The following is a 17,884-nucleotide window of genomic DNA, read 5'->3' as shown; positions in this document are numbered from 1 at the left end:
CGGGCCGCGTGCGACCGGTCGCCCGAGGTGCTGCGCGCCGCTCACCCGGGTGTCGTGGCGAGCGGCGCGGACCCGGTGGGGATGCCGCGGTCGGCGCCGTTGCGGGCGGCGCGCGGAGGCGGGAGCACCTCGCCGTCCACGACCGGACCGTCCGCACCCTCGGTGATCTCGTCCGGGGCGGGTTCGGCCGGTTCCTCCTCCGCCGCGGGCAGCGCGCGCGGTTCGGCGGGGGAGGAATCCGCAGGTGGGCGCTGCCACAGCACCACGGCCGTGGTGGTTCCGATCGCCGAGCCCACCGCGATGCACCACTGGTGTGGTAGTAGCGGACTGCTACCGAAGAACCGGCTCAATCCCGGCACCTGCACCACCCCGAACAGCACCACCAGCGACACCGCGCCCGAGGCGAGCACCAGCCGCGTGCGCCCGCGCACGGCGAGGGTCTGGGCGAGCTGCGCGGCCACCAGCGCCACCAGGCCGGTGGTGCGGGCCTGCGCCGCGGTGGACACCGGGCGGGCCAGCGCCCAGGCGAGTCCGGCCGCGCCCGCCGTGGCCGCCGCGCGCAGGTACACGGCCTCCGTGAGCGCCTTGCCGAGCGAGGCGTCCGGCCCTTCGGCGAGCAACCGCTCCGGGGTGGCGTGCGGCGGCGGCCGCACCGCGCTCGCGATCGCGGGCAGCACGTCGGTCAGCATGTTCACCACCAGCAGCTGGCGGGCGTTGAGCCCGGCGTCCCCGCCGAAGAACCCGGACCCGACCGCGTAGCCGATCTCCCCGAGGTTGCCGCCGAGCAGCATCGACAGCGCGTCGTGCACCGAAGCCCACATTCCGCGGCCCTCCACGATGCCGTCGGTGATGGTCTCGATCCGGTCGTCGGCCACCACGAGGTCCGCCGACTCCCGCGCGGCCGGGGTCGCGCGCGAACCCAGCGCGATGCCGACGTGCGCGAGCTTGATCGCGGGCACGTCGTTGGCGCCGTCGCCGGTCATCGCCACGGTGCGGCCGTCGGCGCGCAGCAACCGCACGATGCGGGCTTTCTGCGCCGGGCTGACCCGGGCGAACACCGAGACGGCGGGGAGTTCGGCGGCCAGCTCCTCGTCGTCGAGCTCGTCGAGCTCCGCGCCGTGCAGCACCCGCTTGCCGCCGAGCATGCCGAGCTCCGCGGCGATGGCCTCGGCGGTGCTCGGATGATCGCCGGTGATCATGATGACGTCGACTCCGGCCCGCCGCAGCCGGCTGACCGCTTCGGCGGCGGTGGGGTGCACCGGGTCGGCCAGGCCGAGCAGCCCGACGAAGTTCAGCCCGTACACCTCGGCGTCGTCCAGTTCGGACCCGGTGTCGTCCGGCGCGGCCTTCTCGGCGACGGCCAGCAGCCGGTAGCCGAGCAGCGCGAGCCGCTCGATCTCGCGCTCCACCTCGGCGCGGGCCGGCGCGTCGAACTCGGCGCCCCGCCACCGCGTGCAGCGCTCCAGCACGACCTCGGGCGCGCCTTTGACGTGCAGTTCGACCCCGTCGGGTCCGCGGGTGCGGGTGGCGTGGAAGCTGCGGGACGGTTCGAACGGCAGGTCCGCCAGCACCTCGCGGTCGTTCGGGTCGATGCCGGCGGCCAGCGCGCCCTCCAGCACGGCCCGGTCGGTGAGGTGCGGCAGCGGCTGGTCGCCCTCGGCCTGCGGGTTCGCCCGCACCGCGGCCTCGACCACGGCGCGCCCGGCGGCGTCGAGCCGGTCCGGGGTGCTGCTGCGCGTGCCGTCGGAGACCTGCCCGAGGGTGATGCGCCCCTGGGTGAGGGTGCCGGTCTTGTCGAAGCACAGCGCGTCCACCCGGCCCAGCGCCTCGATGGTGGCCGGGCTGCGCACCAGCACGCCGCGGCGGGCCAGGCGCCGCGCCGCGGCCAGCTCGGCGAGGGTCGCCACGAACGGCAGCCCTTCCGGGACCGCGGCGACCGCGAGGCCGACCGCGCGGCCGACGGTGGTCCGCAGCGGGGTGCCGCGCAGCAGGTCCACGGCCAGCAGCGCGCCGCCCGCGCCGACGGACAGCGGCAGGATCTGCCGGGTCAGTTCGGCGAGCCGGGCCTCCACCCCGCCCGCGGCACCGGTGGGGTGCCCGTCCTCGCCGGTGGTGCGCCCGACCTCGGTGGCGGCGCCGGTGGCGACGACGACGGCGGTCGCGGTGCCGGTGGCCACGGTGGTGCCCTGGTAGAGCATCCCGGTGCGGTCGCCGAGCGCCGCCGCCGAGGTCGCCTCCGGCGTCTTGACCACCAGGGCCGACTCGCCGGTGAGGCTGGACTCGTCGACCTCCAGGTACTCGGCCGCCAGCACCCGGCAGTCGGCGGGCACCCCGTCGCCGGAGCGCAGTTCCACCACGTCTCCCGGCACCAGCTGGTCGGCGGGCACCGTGGAGGTGGTGCCGTCGCGGCGCACGTGCGCGGGCAGCTGCCCGGCGTCGAGCAGCCTGGCGAGCTCGCGGTCGGTGGCGATGCGCTGCACCCCGTCGATGAGCGCGCTGATCCCGAGCACCCCGGTGATCAGCACCGCGTCCACCGCGGATCCCAGCCCGGCGGACACGACCGCGCCGGCGACCAGCACCGGGGTCATCGGGTTGACCAGCCCTTCCAGCGTGGCGCCGACGACCCCGATCCCGCGGTCGGCGCGTTGCGGCTGGGCGCGGCGCCAGCGGCGCGCGACGGCGGCGCTGAGGCCGTCGACCGAGCTGTCCAGCAGTCCCAGCACGGCCCTGCCGGGCAGCGCGTGCCACGGGGTCCGCTGGTGCGGCGCGGGCGGTGGTCGCTCGCCCGCCTGGAACCCGGCCAGGGTCCCGGTGCCGAGCGCGAAGAGGTTCGCGGCGTGCACCGGCAGCCCGGCGCGCGCCGGCGCGCCCGCCGACGGTCCGAGCGCGCCGAACAGCACGCCGAGGCACGCCCCGCCCGCGCACAGCGCCGCGGCGTGCTTGCTGGCGGTGCGGGCTTCGGCGACGGCGCACAGCGTGCTGTGCGCCTCGGACCGGTTCGGGGACAGCAGGTCGGCGCCCCACGGCATCGGCTGGTCGTCCTCGGCGATCCCGATGCCGACGTCGGCGGCGGCCAACGCGGCGTGCGCGCGGGTGGACAGCACCGCCACCACCCGGCCGTCCTGCTGCAGCCGCCGCACGGAGGCGGCGAGCCGGGTGCCGCCGTGCACCACGTCGTCGACGGTGATCCGGCGGTTCAGCTTGCTGCCGATCCCGGCGAGCACCGCGGTCCCCGCGGCCCGGGCGGCCTCGGCGAGCGCTTCGGCCAGCGGGTCGAGCTCGTCGATGACGACCACCACGGCGACGGCCTCGTCGTTCCGGCGCAGCTCCAGCAGTACCGCACCCCGGTCGCGGTGCGCGCGCAGCTCGGCCTGCACTCGCCCGGGCAGTTGCGCGGCGCGGCCGTCGAGCGGCGCGCAGGACCACTTCCCGCGGCTGCGGCGGGCCTTCGGGCGCTGCGGGTCGACGAGCTCGGCGGCGTGCGCGAACAACCGGGTGGCGTCGGCGTCGCTGTCCAGCGGCAGCACCTCGTCCACGACGCGCCTGCCGGTCAGCAGCGCCGGGGCGTCCAGCACGACGGTGTCCACTCGGTCCAGCTTGCGCAGCGCCTTCGGTTCGAGGACGAGGGTGCCGCGGGCGGACAGCGCGGTGGTCAGCTGCGCGGCGAACCCCTCGCGGCCGGTCTTCGCCGGTTTCGGGATCGCGGCGAGCATGGTGGCGAGCGCGCGCCGCTGATCGCGGGTGGCGGCGAGCACCGTGCCGTAGCCGCCGAGGGCGAACGCGCCCGCGAGGTTCGAGATCTGCTCGACCGGCCCGTCCGGCAGCTCGACCGGCCGCGGCTCGGTGCTGATCGCGGTGGATTCGTGCGCGCCCGGCGGGGTGGTCTCCTCCCACCGGCGCCACGCCTGCTGGCGGGCGATGCCCTCGCGGGCGGAGCAGAAGCGGGCGGACAGGTCGCTGAACACCGCCAGCGGGTTCTGCGAGAGGCCCTGGGTGACGGCCCCGCCCACCGCGAGCGCCGCTTCGGCACCGGTGCGCCCGAGGGTGCGTTCGGCTCCTTCGCGCAGCCACGGCACCGCGTCCGCCAGCGACACCGCGGCCGGGATCAGCGGGGACGCGGGACGGAACGGCAGCAGTCCGGCGACGGCCGAGTAGCCGAGGCCGAGCACGCTCAGCCCGAACGCGCCGACGTCGCGCATCAGCGCGTCGGGGTTGCCGGGGTGCGCGACGCCAGCGGGGGAGCTGCCGAGGCCGGCCAGGTCGTGGTCGCGCTCGACGGCGTCGACGACCTCGGCCAGCACCGCGCATCCGACCTGCTCGGCGTCGTGGTGCACCAGCACCCGGCCGAGCACGGCGTTCACCTCGACCGACGCCACGCCGTCCACTTCGGACAGCCGCGCGCGCAGGTCCCGCGCGGCTCCGGCGGACTCGGGCAGGTGCAGGCCGCGCACTTCCAGGTGGGTGCGGCCCTGCCGGGAGTAGGTGCGGCGGTTCAGCGGTGGGGAACCGGTGTTGCGCACGGCGTCGAGCACCGGCGCGGCGAGGTGGGCGACTCGGGACAGCAGGGCGCCGAACGGCATGGATCCCCTCTCCAGGCGTGCGTCCCGTCGGCGGACGCGGTGGGCGGGACGCGAGGTTCCGAGTGCGGCGCGCACCGCCCCGGCCCGGGACGCGGGTCCGGGGGCCGGGGCGGTGCGGTGCGCGGTCGCCCGGCACCGCGGTGCGGCTACTCGTGCCGCTCGCGGCCGATGACGGCGGTGCCGACGCCGATGGCCAGCGCGACCGGCCATTCGAGCAGGCTCAGCGCGACGCCCGCGGCGAGACCGCCGTAGAACAGGGCCTGGCCGGGTTCGGGCAGCTGCGCGCGGACCGCTTCGGTCGCGGAGGCGAGTTCGTGCTTGCCCGGCAGGTGTACGTCGGGCTTGTAGAACTGGGCCGTGACGAACGGCAGGTGCACGGTGGCTTCCTGCGCCTTCGACGAGGTGGCGGCGGTCCGCGAGGTGCCGCTCGTCCCGGTGCTGGTGGTGCCGGTGCTCGTGGTGCCGCGGCTGCCTGCGGTGCGGCGCCCGGTCGTGGCGGGGCGCGACGTGCCGCTGGTGCTGCGCGAGGTTCCGGCGCTGCGCGTGGTCCCGCTGCTGCTGCGCGAGCTCCGGGAAGTGCTGGATCCGGTGCGCGAACCGCGGGCCGTGCTGGAGCCGGAGCCGCTCGACGTGCGCGACGATCCGGTGCTGCTCGACGTGGTGCTCGTCCCGGACGTACCGGTGCTCTGCCGGGTGCTGCTGGAGCGGGAACCGCCGGAGCGCGAGCCGGACCCGGAGGAGCCGGATCCGCGCCCCCGGACGCTGCCGCCGGACGTGCGCCGACCGGAACCTGATTTCGCTCCGGAACTGGTTGCGCTGGTCATGTGTGCCTCCCCGCTGACGACGCAAGAAATGTCCACCGTAAGCGGGGCTGAACGAGCTATGAATCGAACGAACGCCAAGTCCCCACGAAGGAGTCAGGTCGGAGGACCCGGCTTCACCGCGGGTGGCTCGGCCCGGCCCGGACGGGGTCGAACACCTCCCGGCAGGCGGACCGGTAGCGGCGCAGCACCAGGTCCACCACCAGCGGGTGCGCCCCGATCGGGGCCGCCGCGCGCACCGGCAGCGCCGCGAGCCCGCGGTGGAACCTCCCCGGCGCCAGCAGGTACGGCGCGACGAACCGCTCCGGCCCGGGATCGGCGCACACCTCCGCGGTGCGCGGCGCCGCGGTCGTGACGTAACTCGGCCGCAGCACCTGCCCGCAGCGCGCGCCGAGCAGCCGCGCGGCGGTCCGCACGTCGGCGAGCGCCCGCGGATCCGTCGAACCGGCGGCGGCGAACACCACCGCCGCGCCCGGCCGCCACCCCGCGGCCCGCAACCGCCGCAGCATCACCTCGGCGAGCGTCGGGTCCGGCCCCAGCGGCGCGCTCGTCGTCACGTCCTCGCGTCCCGCGGCGGCCAGTTGCGCGGGCAGGTCGACCCGCACGTGGTAACCGGCGGCGAGGAACGCGGGCACCGCCACCACCGGCCCGTCCAGCCCGTCCAGCGCCTCGGCGACGGTCGGTCCGATGACGTCGACGTAGGCGGTGCGCACCGCGATCCCGGCGCGCTCGGCGACGGCGTCGGCGATCCGATCCACGACCGGCGGCCCGGCCGGGTCGCGGGTGCCGTGCGCGACCAGCAGCAGCGAGGGAGTCACGCGCCCTCCAGCGGCAGCCGGTAGCCGCGCTTGATCACCGTCTGCACCAGTTCCGGGGCGCCGAGCGCGGACCGCAGCCGTGCCACGGCCTGCTCCACGGCGTGCGCGTCGGCGGACGGCGACCGCCTCGGCGCCAGGGCGGTGGCGAGCTCCTCGCGGGCGACGACCTCGCCGGGCCGGGCCAGCAACACCCGCAGCAGCGCCTTGCCGCCCGGCGACAGGGGCCGCGGTACCCCGTCGACGGCGGCCGCGTGCCCGCGCAGCTGCAGGGTGCGCCCGGCGACGGGCAGCGACGGGTAACGCCCGGGCAACCGCTCGCACAGCTCCCGCACCAGCGCGCCGAGCCGGGCGCGCCGCGGCAGCACCGCGGCCACGTCCACCTCGGCCAGCGGCGCGTGCGTCACCGGGCCGACGCATGCCGCCAGCACCGGCCCGCGCAGCGCGGCGAGCAGTTCACGGCGGCACCCCTGCTCGGTGGCGCGAGCCAGCAGTCCGGCCGCGGCGGGCGCGCTGGTGAACGTGACGGCGTCGAGCTCGCGGGCGCACACCGCGTCGACCAGCGCCGCCAGCGCGGCGGTGTCGGCCGGCGGGCACCAGCGGTACACCGGGACCTCGACGACCTCGGCGCCCGCGGACCGCAGCACGGCGGTGAACTCCGGCAGTGATCTGCCGTGCAGCTGCACCGCGACCCGCACCCCGGCCAACGGTGCGGACAGCAGGTGCGCCAGCAGTTCCGCGGACGACTCGGACTCGGGCGACCAGGTGTCCGGCAACCCGGCGGCGCGGACCGCGCCGCGCGCCTTCGGCCCCCGCGCCAGCAGGCGGGCCGAGCCGAGCGCGCTGAGCAGGTCCGCGCCGAGCCCCCAGCCCTCGGCGGCCTCCACCCAGCCGCGGAACCCGATCCCCGTGGTGGCCACCACCACCGATGGCGGGGCCTCGACGCACCGCTCGGTGGCGGCGCGCAGCCGCGCGTCGTCGGCGACCGGCACGATCCGCAGCGCCGCCCCGGGCAGCACCCGCGCCCCGCACCGCGCCAGCAGCGCGGTCTGCTCGTCGACGCGGCGCGCGGCGGTGACACCGACGGTGAACCCGGCCAGCGGCATCGGTGGTTCGCGCAACGTCACCACCTCCCCGCACCGGTCGCGACGAGCTCGGGAACCGGTGGGCGGGCCGGGGCGTCGGCTCGGCGCCGGAACGAAGACGGGCAGCACGCGTTCACGGCAGCCCGACCTCCACCACTCCGCCGCGCCGCCGCACCGGGAAGGTCGGCAGCCGGGCGGCCGGATCGTCCAGGCACGCACCGGTCCGCAGCGAGAACACCTGCTTGAGCATCGGCGAGGCCACGGTCGGTTCGCCGCCGCGATCGCCGACGATGCCGCGGCTGATCACCCCCGCCCCGCAGAACGGGTCGACGCCGCCCACCGCGTACAGCTCGTCGTCGGAGGTGCGGAACAGCGCGACCGGCCCGGCGGCCAGCAGCGCGGGCACGCCGCAGGCGAGCGGCAGCGCCTCCCACGGGCAGATCGGGTACCAGGTCGTCATGCGGGGACCTCCGCGGAACCGGGCCGGATCGACGGCGCGGGCAGCGGGACCGGGCCGGTGCCAGGCCGGTCTCGATCGGGCAGGAAACCGACCGTCGGGTCGGGCGCGTCGGGGGCGTTGACGAAGGACACGAACCGGGCCAGCTTCGCCGGGTCGGCCAGGACCCCGGCCCACTCGTCGGCGTAGCCCGCGACGTGCTCGGCCATCGCGGCCTCCAGGTCGGCGGCGATGCCCAGCGAGTCCTCGACGACGACCTCCCGCACGTGGTCCAGGCCGCCGTCGAGGGATTCGATCCACGCGGCGGTGCGCTGCAACCGGTCGGCGGTGCGCACGTAGAACATCAGGAACCGGTCCACGAGCCGGATCAGCTGCTCGTCGTCCAGGTCGGCGGCGAGCAGCTCCGCGTGCCGCGGGCTGAACCCGCCGTTGCCGCCGACGTGCAGGTTCCAGCCCTGGTCGGTGGCGATGACGCCGAAGTCCTTCGATCGGGCCTCCGCGCACTCGCGCGCGCAGCCCGACACCCCCGACTTCAGCTTGTGCGGCGCCCGCAGCCCGCGGTAGCGAAGTTCGAGCCGGACCGCCATCGCCACCGAGTCCTGCACGCCGTAGCGGCACCAGTCGGTGCCCACGCAGGACTTCACGGTGCGCAGCGCCTTGCCGTAGGCGTGCCCCGATTCGAACCCGGCGTCCACCAGCCGCCGCCAGATCGCGGGGAGCTGCTCGACGCGGGCGCCGAACAGGTCGATCCGCTGCCCGCCGGTGATCTTCGTGTAGAGCCCGAACTCGCGGGCCACCTCACCGAGCACGATGAGCCCGTCCGCGCTGATCTCCCCGCCCGGCACCCGCGGCACCACCGAATAGGTGCCGTTGCGCTGCAGGTTGGCCAGGAACCGGTCGTTGGTGTCCTGCAGCCCGGCGTGCTCGGCGTCGAGCACGTGCCCGCGCCCGAGGCTCGCCAGGATCGAGGCCACCACCGGTTTGCACACGTCGCAGCCGCGACCGCGGCCGTGGGCGCGGACCAGTTCGGAGAACGTGGCGATTCCGGTGGCCCGGACGATCTCGAACAGCTCGGCGCGGGAGTGGGCGAAGTGCTCGCACAGCGCGCGGGAGGGCGCGACGCCGCAGTCGGCGAGCAGCCTGCCGAGCATCGGCACGCACGATCCGCAGCTCGTCCCCGCCCGGGTGCACGCCTTGATCCCGGCCACATCGGACAGCCCGGAGCCGCCGATCGCCGCGGTGATGTCCCCTTTGGACACGTTGTTGCAGGAGCACACCACCGCGTCGTCCGGCAGCGCCCCCGCGTCCGGCGCGGGGCCGGCGGGCAGCAGCAGTCGCTCCGGCGGGGCGGGCAGCGCGCGGCCCACCAGCGGCCGCAGCGAGGCGTAGGCGCTCGCGTCGCCGACGAGCACCCCGCCCAGCAGCACCTGCGCGTCGTCGCTGAGCACGAGCTTCGCGTAGGTGCCCGCCGCGTGGTTGGCGTGCACCACCTCCAGCGCGCCGTCCGCGGTCGCGTGCGCGTCGCCGAAGCTGGCCACGTCCACTCCGAGCAGCTTCAGCTTCGTCGACATGTCGGCACCGGTGAACGCGTCGCCGTCGAGCCCCAGCAGCTGGCGCACCACCACTTCGGCCATCGCGTAGCCGGGGGCGACCAGCCCGTAGCAGCGGCCCTCGACGGCGGCGCACTCGCCGACCGCCCAGACGTGCTCGTCGGAAGTGCGGCAGCGCCCGTCCACCAGCACCCCGCCGCGGTCGGCGCGCGCCAGACCGGACCGCTCGGCGAGCTCGTCGCGCGGGCGCACTCCCGCGGAGAACACCACCAGCTCGGCCGCGATGCTGTCGCCGTCGCCGAGGGTCACCCCGGCTACGCGCCCGTCCGGCCCGGCGTCGATCGAGGCGGTAGCCGTCCCGCAGCGCACCGCCAGCCCCAGGTCCTCGACCAGCCGCGCCAGCACCCGCCCGCCGCCGTCGTCGACCTGCAGCGGCAGCAGCCGGGGCGCCCGCTCCACCACGTGCGGGCGCATCCCCAGCAGCCGCAGCGCGTTCGCCGCCTCCAGCCCGAGCAGCCCGCCACCGATGACGACCCCGGGCGCGCCCGCCACCGCCGCGTCCCGGATGCCGTCCAGGTCGTCGAGCGTGCGGTACACGTGGCAGCCGGCCAGGTCGTGACCGGGCACCGGCGGCACGAACGGCCGGGACCCGGTGGCCAGCACCAGCGCGTCGTAGCGGAACTCGGCGCCGCCGGTGGTGCGCACGGTCCGCGCCGCGCGGTCGACGCTCGTGACGGCGTGGTCCAGGTGCAGCCGCACCAGCGGGTCGGCGAAGAATCCCGGCCCGGCCAGGCCGAGGTCCGCGGCGCTGCTGCCGTCCAGGTAGGACGACAAGGCCACCCGGTCGTAGGCCGCGCGGGGTTCCTCGGCGAGGACCTCCACCCGCCAGCGGTCCGCGTCGTCGCGGGCGCGCAGCTCCTCGACGAGGCGGTGGCCGACCATCCCGTGGCCGATCACGACAAGGGTTCGGGTCATGCGACGCCCTCCTGTTCGGGTTCGTCGGCTCCGGTCGGTCCGTCGGCGCGCAGCGCGGCGCACAGGCCGCGCACCTCGTCGGCGCAGCCGCCGCAGCCGGTGGTGGCCCGGGTGGTCCGGGCCAGCGAGCCGAGGTCGCGGGCACCGGCGTGCCACGCGTCCTCCAGCCGCCGCTTGCTCACGTCGTTGCAGCGGCACAGCACCGCGTCCGCGGGCAGCTCGGCCGGTGCGGCGGCGGGCGCGGCGCCCAGCAGCAGGCCCAGCCGGTCCACCGGCAGCGGCAGGCCCCGGTCGTGCAGCTGGGCGAGGGTGGCGGCGGCCTGCGGGAACCCGATCAGCACCCCTGCGGCGAGGCGCTCGGCGCGGACCGCGAGCTTCGCGTACCGGCCGCGCGCCGGGTCCGAGAGCACCACCTGCTCCACCTCGGGGGACGCCAGCAGCGCCACGTCGCCCAGCGAGGCCACGTCGATGCCGCGCGCCTTGAGCCGGGTCGCGGTCGCTCCGGCGCGGTACCGCGCCGCACCGCCGGCGAGCCGCCGCGCCAGCACCTCCGCCTGCTCCCAGGCCGGTGCGATCAGCCCGGGCACCCGCCCGTCGTGCTCGGCGCAGTCGCCGAGGGCGTGCACGTGCGGATCCGAGGTCATCAGGTGGTCGTCCACCAGCACGCCGCGGCCCACCCGCAGCCCCGCCTCGCGGGCGAGCCCCGCTTCCGGGACCACACCGGTGCACAGCACCACCACGTCCGCGGCCAGCACCTCGCCGTCGTCGAGCACCAGCTCACCCGGCCGGTGCGCGGCGGCGCGGCGGCCGAACCGGGTGCGCACGCCCGCCTCCCGCAGGTGCTCGGCCAGCAGCGTCCCGCCCGCCGCGTCGAGCTGCCGGTCCATCGGGTGCGGATTCGGGTGCACCAGCACCACGTCCAGGCCGCGGCCGAGCAGCCCGCGCGCGGTCTCCACGCCGAGCACCCCGCCGCCGAGCACCACCGCGCGCCGCGCCCCGGCCGGAATCCGCGCGCAGTCCGCGAGGGTCCGCAGCGCCGTGACACCGGCCGCGAGCGTCCCGTCCGCCGCGCGCAGCCCCGGCACCGCGGGCACCGCCGCCCGCGCCCCGGTCGCCAGCACCAGCTCGTCGTACCGGTGCACCACCCCGGCGTCCGTGCGCACCAGCCGCCGCGCGGGATCGACGGCGGTCGCGGTGACTCCGGTCCGCACCTCGGCGTCGAGCTCCGGCAGCTCCACCGCGTCCGGCGGCAACGTCCCGTCCAGCACCGAGGCCAGCAGCACCCGGTTGTAGGCGGGCCGGTCCTCCGCGCCCAGCACCGTGATCGGGCCGTCGTGGCCGTGCCCGCGCAGTCGCTCCACCAGGCGGTGCGCGGCGGGACCGTTCCCGGCGATCAGCACGTGGTTCACGCGAACACCTCCGCCGCGTCCCCGGCGGGCGGCGCCGCGTCGGCGGGCAGCGGATCGAGCCGGGCCGCGGCCACCTTGAACTCCGGCATCCGGCTGCGCGGGTCCAGCGCCGGGTTCGTCAGCAGGTTCGCGCGCCCCGCGCCGGGGAAGTGGAACGGCAGGAACACGGTGTCCACCCGGATCGAGTCCACCAGCCGCACCCGCGCGGCGGTCCGGCCGCGCGCCGAGCTCACCAGCGCCAGATCCCCGTCGGCGAGCCCCGCGCGCCGCGCCGTGTCCGGGTGCACCTCGACGAACGCCTCCGGCGCTGCGGCCGCCAGCTCCGGGATCCGGCGGGTCTGGGCACCGGACTGGTAGTGGGCCAGCACCCGGCCGGTGGTGGCGTGCAGCGGGAACTCGGCGGACACCTGCTCCGCCGCCGGGCGGTGCTCCACCGCGGCGAACCGGGCGCGGCCGTCGGGGTGGGCGAACCGGTCCAGGAACAGCCGGGGCGTGCCCGGGTGGTCCTCGGCGGGGCACGGCCAGTGCAGCGCCTCCCCGGCGTCGAGCCGCTCGTAGCTGATCCCCGCGTAGTCGGCCGCGCCGCCCGCCGACGCGCGGCGCAGCTCCTCGAACACCTCGCGCGGCGCGGTGGGGTAGCGGTGGCCGGGTTCGCCGAGCCGCCGCGCCAGCCCGTGCAGCACCTCCAGGTCGCTGCGCGCGTGCCCCGGCGGCACCCGCAACCGGCGGCGGCGCAGCACCCGGCCTTCCAGGTTCGTCACGGTGCCGTCCTCCTCGGCCCACTGCGCCACCGGCAGCACCACGTCCGCCGCGCGCGCCGTCTCCGAGGGCACGAAGTCCGCCACCACCAGCAGGTCCAGCGCCGCCAGCCGCTCGGCGACGTGCCCGGCGCGCGGCGCGGAGACCACCGGGTTCGACCCGAACACCAGCAGCCCGCGCACCCCGCCCGGCGCGCCCGCCGCATCCAGCAGCTCGTAGGCGCTGATCCCCGGCCCGGGCAGCGATTCCGGCGGCACGCCCCACACCCCGGCGACGTGCTCGCGCGCCGCGGGGTCGGTGATCGAGCGGTAGCCGGGCAGCTGGTCGGCCTTCTGCCCGTGCTCCCGGCCGCCCTGCCCGTTGCCCTGCCCGGTGAGGCACCCGTACCCGCTGCCGTCGCGGCCGGGCAGCCCGAGCGCGAGGGCGAGGTCGATGAACCCGGCGACGGTGTCGGTGCCCTTCGCGTGCTGCTCGGCGCCGCGCCCGGTCAGCACGTAGGCCCGGTCGGCGCGCGCGAGCATCCGCACCGCCGCCCGCTGCGCGCGCACCGGTACGCCGGTGATCCGCTCCACCCGCTCCGGCCACCAGCTCATCGCGCGCTGCCGGGCCGCGTCGAAACCGGTGGTGCGGTCCCGGACGTAGTCGCCGTCCACCCAGCCGTCGACGACCGCGATGTGCAGCATCCCCAGCACCAGCGCCAGATCGGTGCCCGGCGCGGGCTGCAGGTGCAGGGCGGCGCGCTGCGCGGTGGCGCTGCGCCGCGGGTCGATGACGACCAGCTCCGGCGCGGTGAGGTGCCGCAGCAGCGGCGGCATCGTCTCGGCCGGGTTCGCCCCGGCCAGCAGCACCACGTCCGCCCGGCCGAGGTCGGTTACCGGGAACGGCAGCCCCCGGTCCGAGCCGAACGCGGCGGTCCCGGCCGCGGCCGCCGAGGACATGCAGAACCGGCCGTTGTAGTCGATGCGGCTGGTGCCCAGCGCGAGCCGCGCGAACTTCCCCAGCAGGTACGACTTCTCGTTCGTCAGCCCGCCGCCGCCGAACACGCCGACCGCGTCCGAGCCGTGCTCGGCCTGGAGCTCCCGCACCCGGTCGGCGACGGTGCGCAGCGCGGTGTCCCAGTCCACGGCCCGCAGCCGGCCGCCGCGCCGCACCATCGGGTGCAGCAGCCGATCGGGGACGTCGAGCAGCGCGGGCGCGGTCCAGCCCTTCTGGCACAGCCCGCCCCGGTTCACCGGGAAGTCCGTCGGTTCGACCACGACGCCGGTGCGCTCCCGGGTCAACCGGGTGCCGCACTGCAACGCGCAGTAGGGGCAGTGGGTGGTCGTCGTGTGGGGTTCAGGCACGGCCGGGACCTCCCGCGATCGCGGGCCGCGCCGCGGCGTGCCGCGGCCGCAGGTACACCGCCCAGGTCACCAGCACGCACACCAGGTAGCAGCCGAGGAACGTGGCCAGCGCGGCGTCCCCGCTGGCGGCCGCCCCGCCGAACGAGGCGCGGAACGCCAGGTTGATGAACACCCCGCCGAGCGCCCCGACCGCGCCGGCCGCGCCCATCAGCGCCCCGGAGGACCTGCGGGCCCGCGCGAACGCGTCCGCGGGTGCCCCGCCCCCGGCGATCTCCCGGCGCGCCCGGTCCGCGAACACCGCCGGGATCATCTTGTAGACCGAGCCGTTGCCGATCCCGCTGAGCACGAACAGCACCACGAACGACCCCAGGTACAGCGGGAACGAGTCCAGCCCGGAGGCCACCAGCAACACCCCGGTCCCCGCGGCCATCGCCAGGAAGTTCCAGCACGTCACCCGCGCCCCGCCGCACCGGTCGGCCAGCAGCCCGCCGACCGGCCGCGCCAGCGAACCCAGCAGCGGCCCCAGGAACGTCCAGGTCGCGGCCTGCAGCGGGGTGAAGCCGAACTCGCTCTGCAGCACGAGCCCGAACGCGAACCCGTAGCCGATGAACGACCCGAACGTCCCGACGTAGAGCAGCGAGAGCCACCAGGCGTGCGAGCTGCGCAGCACCTCCCGCTGCGCGCCCGGTGCGGTGACGACCGCGTCGATGTCGTCCATCCGCAGCGCCGCCAGCAGCGCGGCCAGCACGATCAGCGGCAGGTAGATCCCGGCGACCAGCGCCGGGCTCGTCCCGCCCGCGGTGGCCACCACGAGCAGCCCCACCACCTGCACGACGGCGACGCCGATGTTCCCGCCACCGGCGTTCAACCCCAGCGCCCAACCCTGCTCCCGCTGCGGGAAGAAGCTCGTGATGTTGGTCATCGAGGAGGCGAAGTTGCCGCCGCCGAGCCCGGTCAGCGCGCCCAGCACCAGGAACACGCCCAGCGGCGTCCCCGGCTGCTGCACGAAGTAGCAGATCAGCCCGGTCGGCACCAGCAGCACCGAGGTGGCGAACACCGTCCACCTCCGCCCGCCGAAGCGGGTCACCGCGTAGCTGTAGGGCAGCCGCAGCAGCGCCCCCACCAGCGTCGGCACCGTGGTCAGCAGGAACTTCTCGGCGGCGTCGAAGTCCAGGCCGATCTCCGGGGACATGAACAGCACCAGGACCGACCAGATGCTCCACACCGAGAACCCGACGTGCTCGGACAGGATCGACAGCCGCAGGTTGCGGTGCGCGACCCGCCGGCCGGTGCGCTGCCAGAACGCCTCGTCCTCCGGGTCCCAGCCGTCGATCCGGCGGCCGGGCCTGCTGTGCGGGGTGGTGGTCACCGCGCCTCCTCTCGTCGGGCAGGGCCGACGCTAGGAACCGGGTGTTTCCGCCGATCGACGCCGCGCGTTACCGCGAGGCAAAGCCGCCATCACACCCGCGCGGCCGCCGGGCGTGAACTGCGCCGACGCCCGGATTCGGGGTGGCTGCGGCCACGTGGCACCGTGGTGGGGTGACAGCACGCGGCAGCGATCCCGGCACCGAGCACGCCCGCGCCCGGGAGTTGTTCGGCTCGGCCCGGCGCATCACGGCGCTGACCGGGGCGGGGGTGTCCACCGCCTCGGGCATCCCGGACTTCCGCGGCCCGAACGGGGTGTGGACGCGGGATCCGCGGGCCCAGCGGCTCACCGACCTCGACTCGTACGTGGCCGACCCGGAGGTGCGCAGGCTCGCCTGGCGCGGCCGAGCCGAGCACCCGGCGTGGGAGGCGGTGCCGAACCCGGCGCACCGCGCGTTCGCCGACCTGGCCGCGCAGGGCCGGCTGACCTCGCTGCTCACCCAGAACATCGACGGACTGCACCAGCGGGCGGGGCTCCCGGCCGGGCTGGTGCTGGAGCTGCACGGTTCGGTGTTCGGCGTGGTCTGCCTGGACTGCGGTGCGACCGGGTCGATGCGGGCGGCGCTGGAGCGCGTCGCCGACGGCGAGGAGGACCCGCCGTGCCGTTCCTGCGGCGGGATCCTGAAGTCCACCACCATCTCGTTCGGCCAGAACCTCGACCCGGACGTGATCCGCGCCGCGCAGCGGGCCGCCCTGGACTGCGATCTGTTCGTCGCGGCCGGGACGTCGCTGACGGTGCACCCGGCGGCGGGGCTGGCGGAGCTCGCGGTGCGCGCCGGTGCGCGGCTGGTGATCTGCAACGCCGAGCCGACGCCGTACGACGAGCTCGCCGCCGCGGTGCTGCGCGAGCCGCTGGCCGAGGTGCTGCCGGAGCTGGCCGCGGTGCCGCTCGCCGAGTCCGGTGAGCCGCTGCGCACCTGGGGCGACCCGAGCACCTGGGGCTGAACCGGCCCTCGCACCCCGCAAGCACCCGAGAGCGTCTCGACGGTCTCGGGTCGATTCCTTGCTCGCCTGCGCGGCTTGAGCGGTTCAGCGCGCCCGAAAAGTCCCGTTCAAGCCCTGAAGTACGACTTGTGGTGCAAGTGGTTCGTGCGACGAATTGCGAGTAGTGGGGTCACGATGCACAGTTGTGCTCGTCCTGTGCGCTGAATGGCGCAACACTGCAAGTCCGAACGGCCTAGTTCGGTGCCTGGAGGTGGCGGTCGTGCGGCGACCTCGACTACTGCCCGGCGGTCTGGTGCTCGCCTCCGCGTTCGCCCTCGCGCTCCCGCTGGCCGCGGCCGGCGCGCCGGACCCCCCGGCGCGACCTGACGACGGCGAGATCCAAACACAGCGCGACCGGGTCGGCGACCGGGCGGACCGCGTCGGCGAGCTCACCCAACGCCTCTCCGAAGCCGAGACCCGGCTGACCGAGCTGAGCGCGCGGGTGGAACTGGCGATGGAGGACGCCAACAAGGCGCGCGTCGACCTGGACCGCGCCGAACTCGCCCGCTCCCGCGCGGAGCAGACCGCGGCCGGCGCCCAGGGCCAGGCCAACGCGGCCGCCGACGAGGTGGAGCGCCAGCGCGCCCGGCTCGACGAGTTCGCGGCGGGCAGCTACCGGCAGGGCAGCAAGCTCGGCTCGCTCACCGCGTACGTGGGCGCCCGCGGGCCGGACGAGCTGCTGGAGCGCGCCGAACTCCTCGACACCGTCGGGCGCACCCAGCTCGACGTGCTCGACGACCTGGAGCGGTCCCGCATCGACCGGGTCAACAAGGACTCCCTCGCGCGCGAAGCCCTGCAGGAAGCGGCCGCGGCCCGCGCCACCGCCGCCGAGGCGAAGGGGCGCGCCGACACGGCGCAGCAGGCCGCGATCGCCGCCCGCGCCTCGCAGGCGAGCACCTCCGCGAGGCTGGAGGCCGAACGCTCCGGCGTCCAGCAGGAGCTCACCGCCGCCCGCGCCGCCGTGCGCGGGCTGGAATCCCAGCGCGACCGCTACGAGGAGTGGCTCAAGGCGAGCCAGGCGGCGCAGGCCCAGCAAGCGGCCGAGGCGCAGGCCGCCGCCGGGAACGCGCAGGGCAGCCCCGCGCCGGACTCCGACGACGACACCGAGGTCGCCACCGGTTCGGTGGAGACCGTCGTGCGGCGGGCGCTCTCCCAGCTCGGCATGCCCTACGCGTGGGGCGGCGGCAACTCCAGCGGCCCGACCCGCGGCATCCGCGACGGGGGAGTGGCCGACTCGTACGGCGATTACCAGAAGATCGGGTTCGACTGCTCCGGGCTGATGATCTACGCGTTCGCCGGGGCGGGCGTGCAGCTCGACCACTACAGCGGCTACCAGTACCAGTCCGGCACCCAGGTGCCGCTGTCCTCGATGCAGCGCGGGGACATGCTGTTCTGGCGCAGCGGGGGACGGGTGCACCACGTGGCGCTGTACTTGGGCGGTGGCCGGATGGTGGAGGCGCCGTACTCGGGTTCGAAGGTGCGGGTCACCTCGGTGCGGTACGCGGGCATCGCGCCCTACGCGGTCCGCCTCCTCTGATCGGTTCCGGCGGCGGTCGTGCCGGGTGGGTCCCCCCCCGCCCCGCCCCCCCCCGGGGTTTCGGGGGGGGGCCCCCCCGCCCCCGCGGGGGGGGGGGGGGGGGGGGGGGGGGGGGGGGGGCGGATTTACGGGGGGGGTACCAGC

General features: G+C 76.3%; 11 protein-coding genes. 2 read left to right on the top strand and 9 right to left on the bottom strand.

The features are described from left to right. Positions 1–41: 41 nt before the first annotated feature. The 9 genes from LCD33_RS13740 to LCD33_RS13700 form a co-directional block, all read right to left on the bottom strand. A complete protein-coding gene (locus tag LCD33_RS13740; protein ID WP_224977918.1) occupies positions 42–4,580 on the bottom strand; it encodes a cation-translocating P-type ATPase in 4,539 nt (1,512 codons plus the stop codon). 146 nt (positions 4,581–4,726) lie between these two features. Further along, positions 4,727–5,404 (bottom strand): hypothetical protein, encoded by a 678-nt coding sequence (locus tag LCD33_RS13735; protein ID WP_224966136.1) that lies wholly within the window; start codon positions 5,402–5,404, stop codon positions 4,727–4,729. 113 nt (positions 5,405–5,517) lie between these two features. Continuing rightward, positions 5,518–6,219: a sirohydrochlorin chelatase gene (locus LCD33_RS13730; RefSeq protein WP_224966135.1), complete on the bottom strand. Its 702-nt coding sequence runs from the start codon at positions 6,217–6,219 to the stop codon at positions 5,518–5,520. Beyond that, on the bottom strand, positions 6,216–7,322 hold the full coding sequence (locus LCD33_RS13725) for a uroporphyrinogen-III synthase (protein ID WP_224977927.1): 1,107 nt from the start codon (positions 7,320–7,322) through the stop codon (positions 6,216–6,218). Before LCD33_RS13725 ends, LCD33_RS13730 begins: the two co-directional genes overlap by 4 nt. Positions 7,323–7,434: 112 nt before the next feature. Further along, a complete protein-coding gene (gene nirD / locus LCD33_RS13720) occupies positions 7,435–7,761 on the bottom strand; it encodes a nitrite reductase small subunit NirD (RefSeq protein WP_224966134.1) in 327 nt (108 codons plus the stop codon). Beyond that, complete coding sequence (gene nirB, locus LCD33_RS13715; RefSeq protein ID WP_224957424.1) at positions 7,758–10,283, bottom strand: nitrite reductase large subunit NirB; 2,526 nt, start codon at positions 10,281–10,283, stop codon at positions 7,758–7,760. The genes nirD and nirB overlap by 4 nt, the downstream gene beginning before the upstream one ends. Further along, positions 10,280–11,692 (bottom strand): FAD-dependent oxidoreductase, encoded by a 1,413-nt coding sequence (locus LCD33_RS13710; RefSeq protein ID WP_224977917.1) that lies wholly within the window; start codon positions 11,690–11,692, stop codon positions 10,280–10,282. Before LCD33_RS13710 ends, nirB begins: the two co-directional genes overlap by 4 nt. Beyond that, positions 11,689–13,794 carry a molybdopterin oxidoreductase family protein gene (locus LCD33_RS13705; protein ID WP_224966132.1) on the bottom strand — a complete coding sequence of 702 codons (2,106 nt, stop codon included), beginning with the start codon at positions 13,792–13,794 and terminating at the stop codon, positions 11,689–11,691. The genes LCD33_RS13710 and LCD33_RS13705 overlap by 4 nt, the downstream gene beginning before the upstream one ends. After that, entirely contained in the window at positions 13,787–15,163 is a 1,377-nt protein-coding gene (locus tag LCD33_RS13700; protein ID WP_224977916.1) for an MFS transporter, read from the bottom strand. The genes LCD33_RS13705 and LCD33_RS13700 overlap by 8 nt, the downstream gene beginning before the upstream one ends. A gap of 170 nt (positions 15,164–15,333) precedes the next feature. Here LCD33_RS13700 and LCD33_RS13695 point away from each other — a divergent pair, with 170 nt between their 5' ends. Together LCD33_RS13695 and LCD33_RS13690 are read left to right on the top strand one after the other, a co-directional pair. Continuing rightward, positions 15,334–16,164: an NAD-dependent deacetylase gene (locus LCD33_RS13695; RefSeq protein ID WP_373690053.1), complete on the top strand. Its 831-nt coding sequence runs from the start codon at positions 15,334–15,336 to the stop codon at positions 16,162–16,164. A 259-nt stretch (positions 16,165–16,423) separates the two neighbouring features. Beyond that, a complete protein-coding gene (locus LCD33_RS13690; RefSeq protein WP_224957428.1) occupies positions 16,424–17,740 on the top strand; it encodes an NlpC/P60 family protein in 1,317 nt (438 codons plus the stop codon). Positions 17,741–17,884: the final 144 nt, after the last annotated feature.

The organism is Saccharopolyspora sp. 7B, assembly GCF_020177435.1.
Classification (GTDB): Bacteria; Actinomycetota; Actinomycetes; order Mycobacteriales; family Pseudonocardiaceae; genus Saccharopolyspora_C; species Saccharopolyspora_C gregorii.
This window is presented reverse-complemented; position numbering and strand designations above follow the sequence as displayed.

Excerpts from the sequence above, each read along its gene's own strand:
- LCD33_RS13740 (WP_224977918.1), bottom strand. The coding sequence starts at position 4,580 with ATGCCGTTCGGCGCCCTGCTGTCCCGAGTCGCCCACCTCGCCGCGCCG.
- LCD33_RS13735 (WP_224966136.1), bottom strand. The coding sequence starts at position 5,404 with ATGACCAGCGCAACCAGTTCCGGAGCGAAATCAGGTTCCGGTCGGCGC.
- LCD33_RS13725 (WP_224977927.1), bottom strand. The coding sequence starts at position 7,322 with ATGCCGCTGGCCGGGTTCACCGTCGGTGTCACCGCCGCGCGCCGCGTC.
- nirD (WP_224966134.1), bottom strand. The coding sequence starts at position 7,761 with ATGACGACCTGGTACCCGATCTGCCCGTGGGAGGCGCTGCCGCTCGCC.
- nirB (WP_224957424.1), bottom strand. The coding sequence starts at position 10,283 with ATGACCCGAACCCTTGTCGTGATCGGCCACGGGATGGTCGGCCACCGC.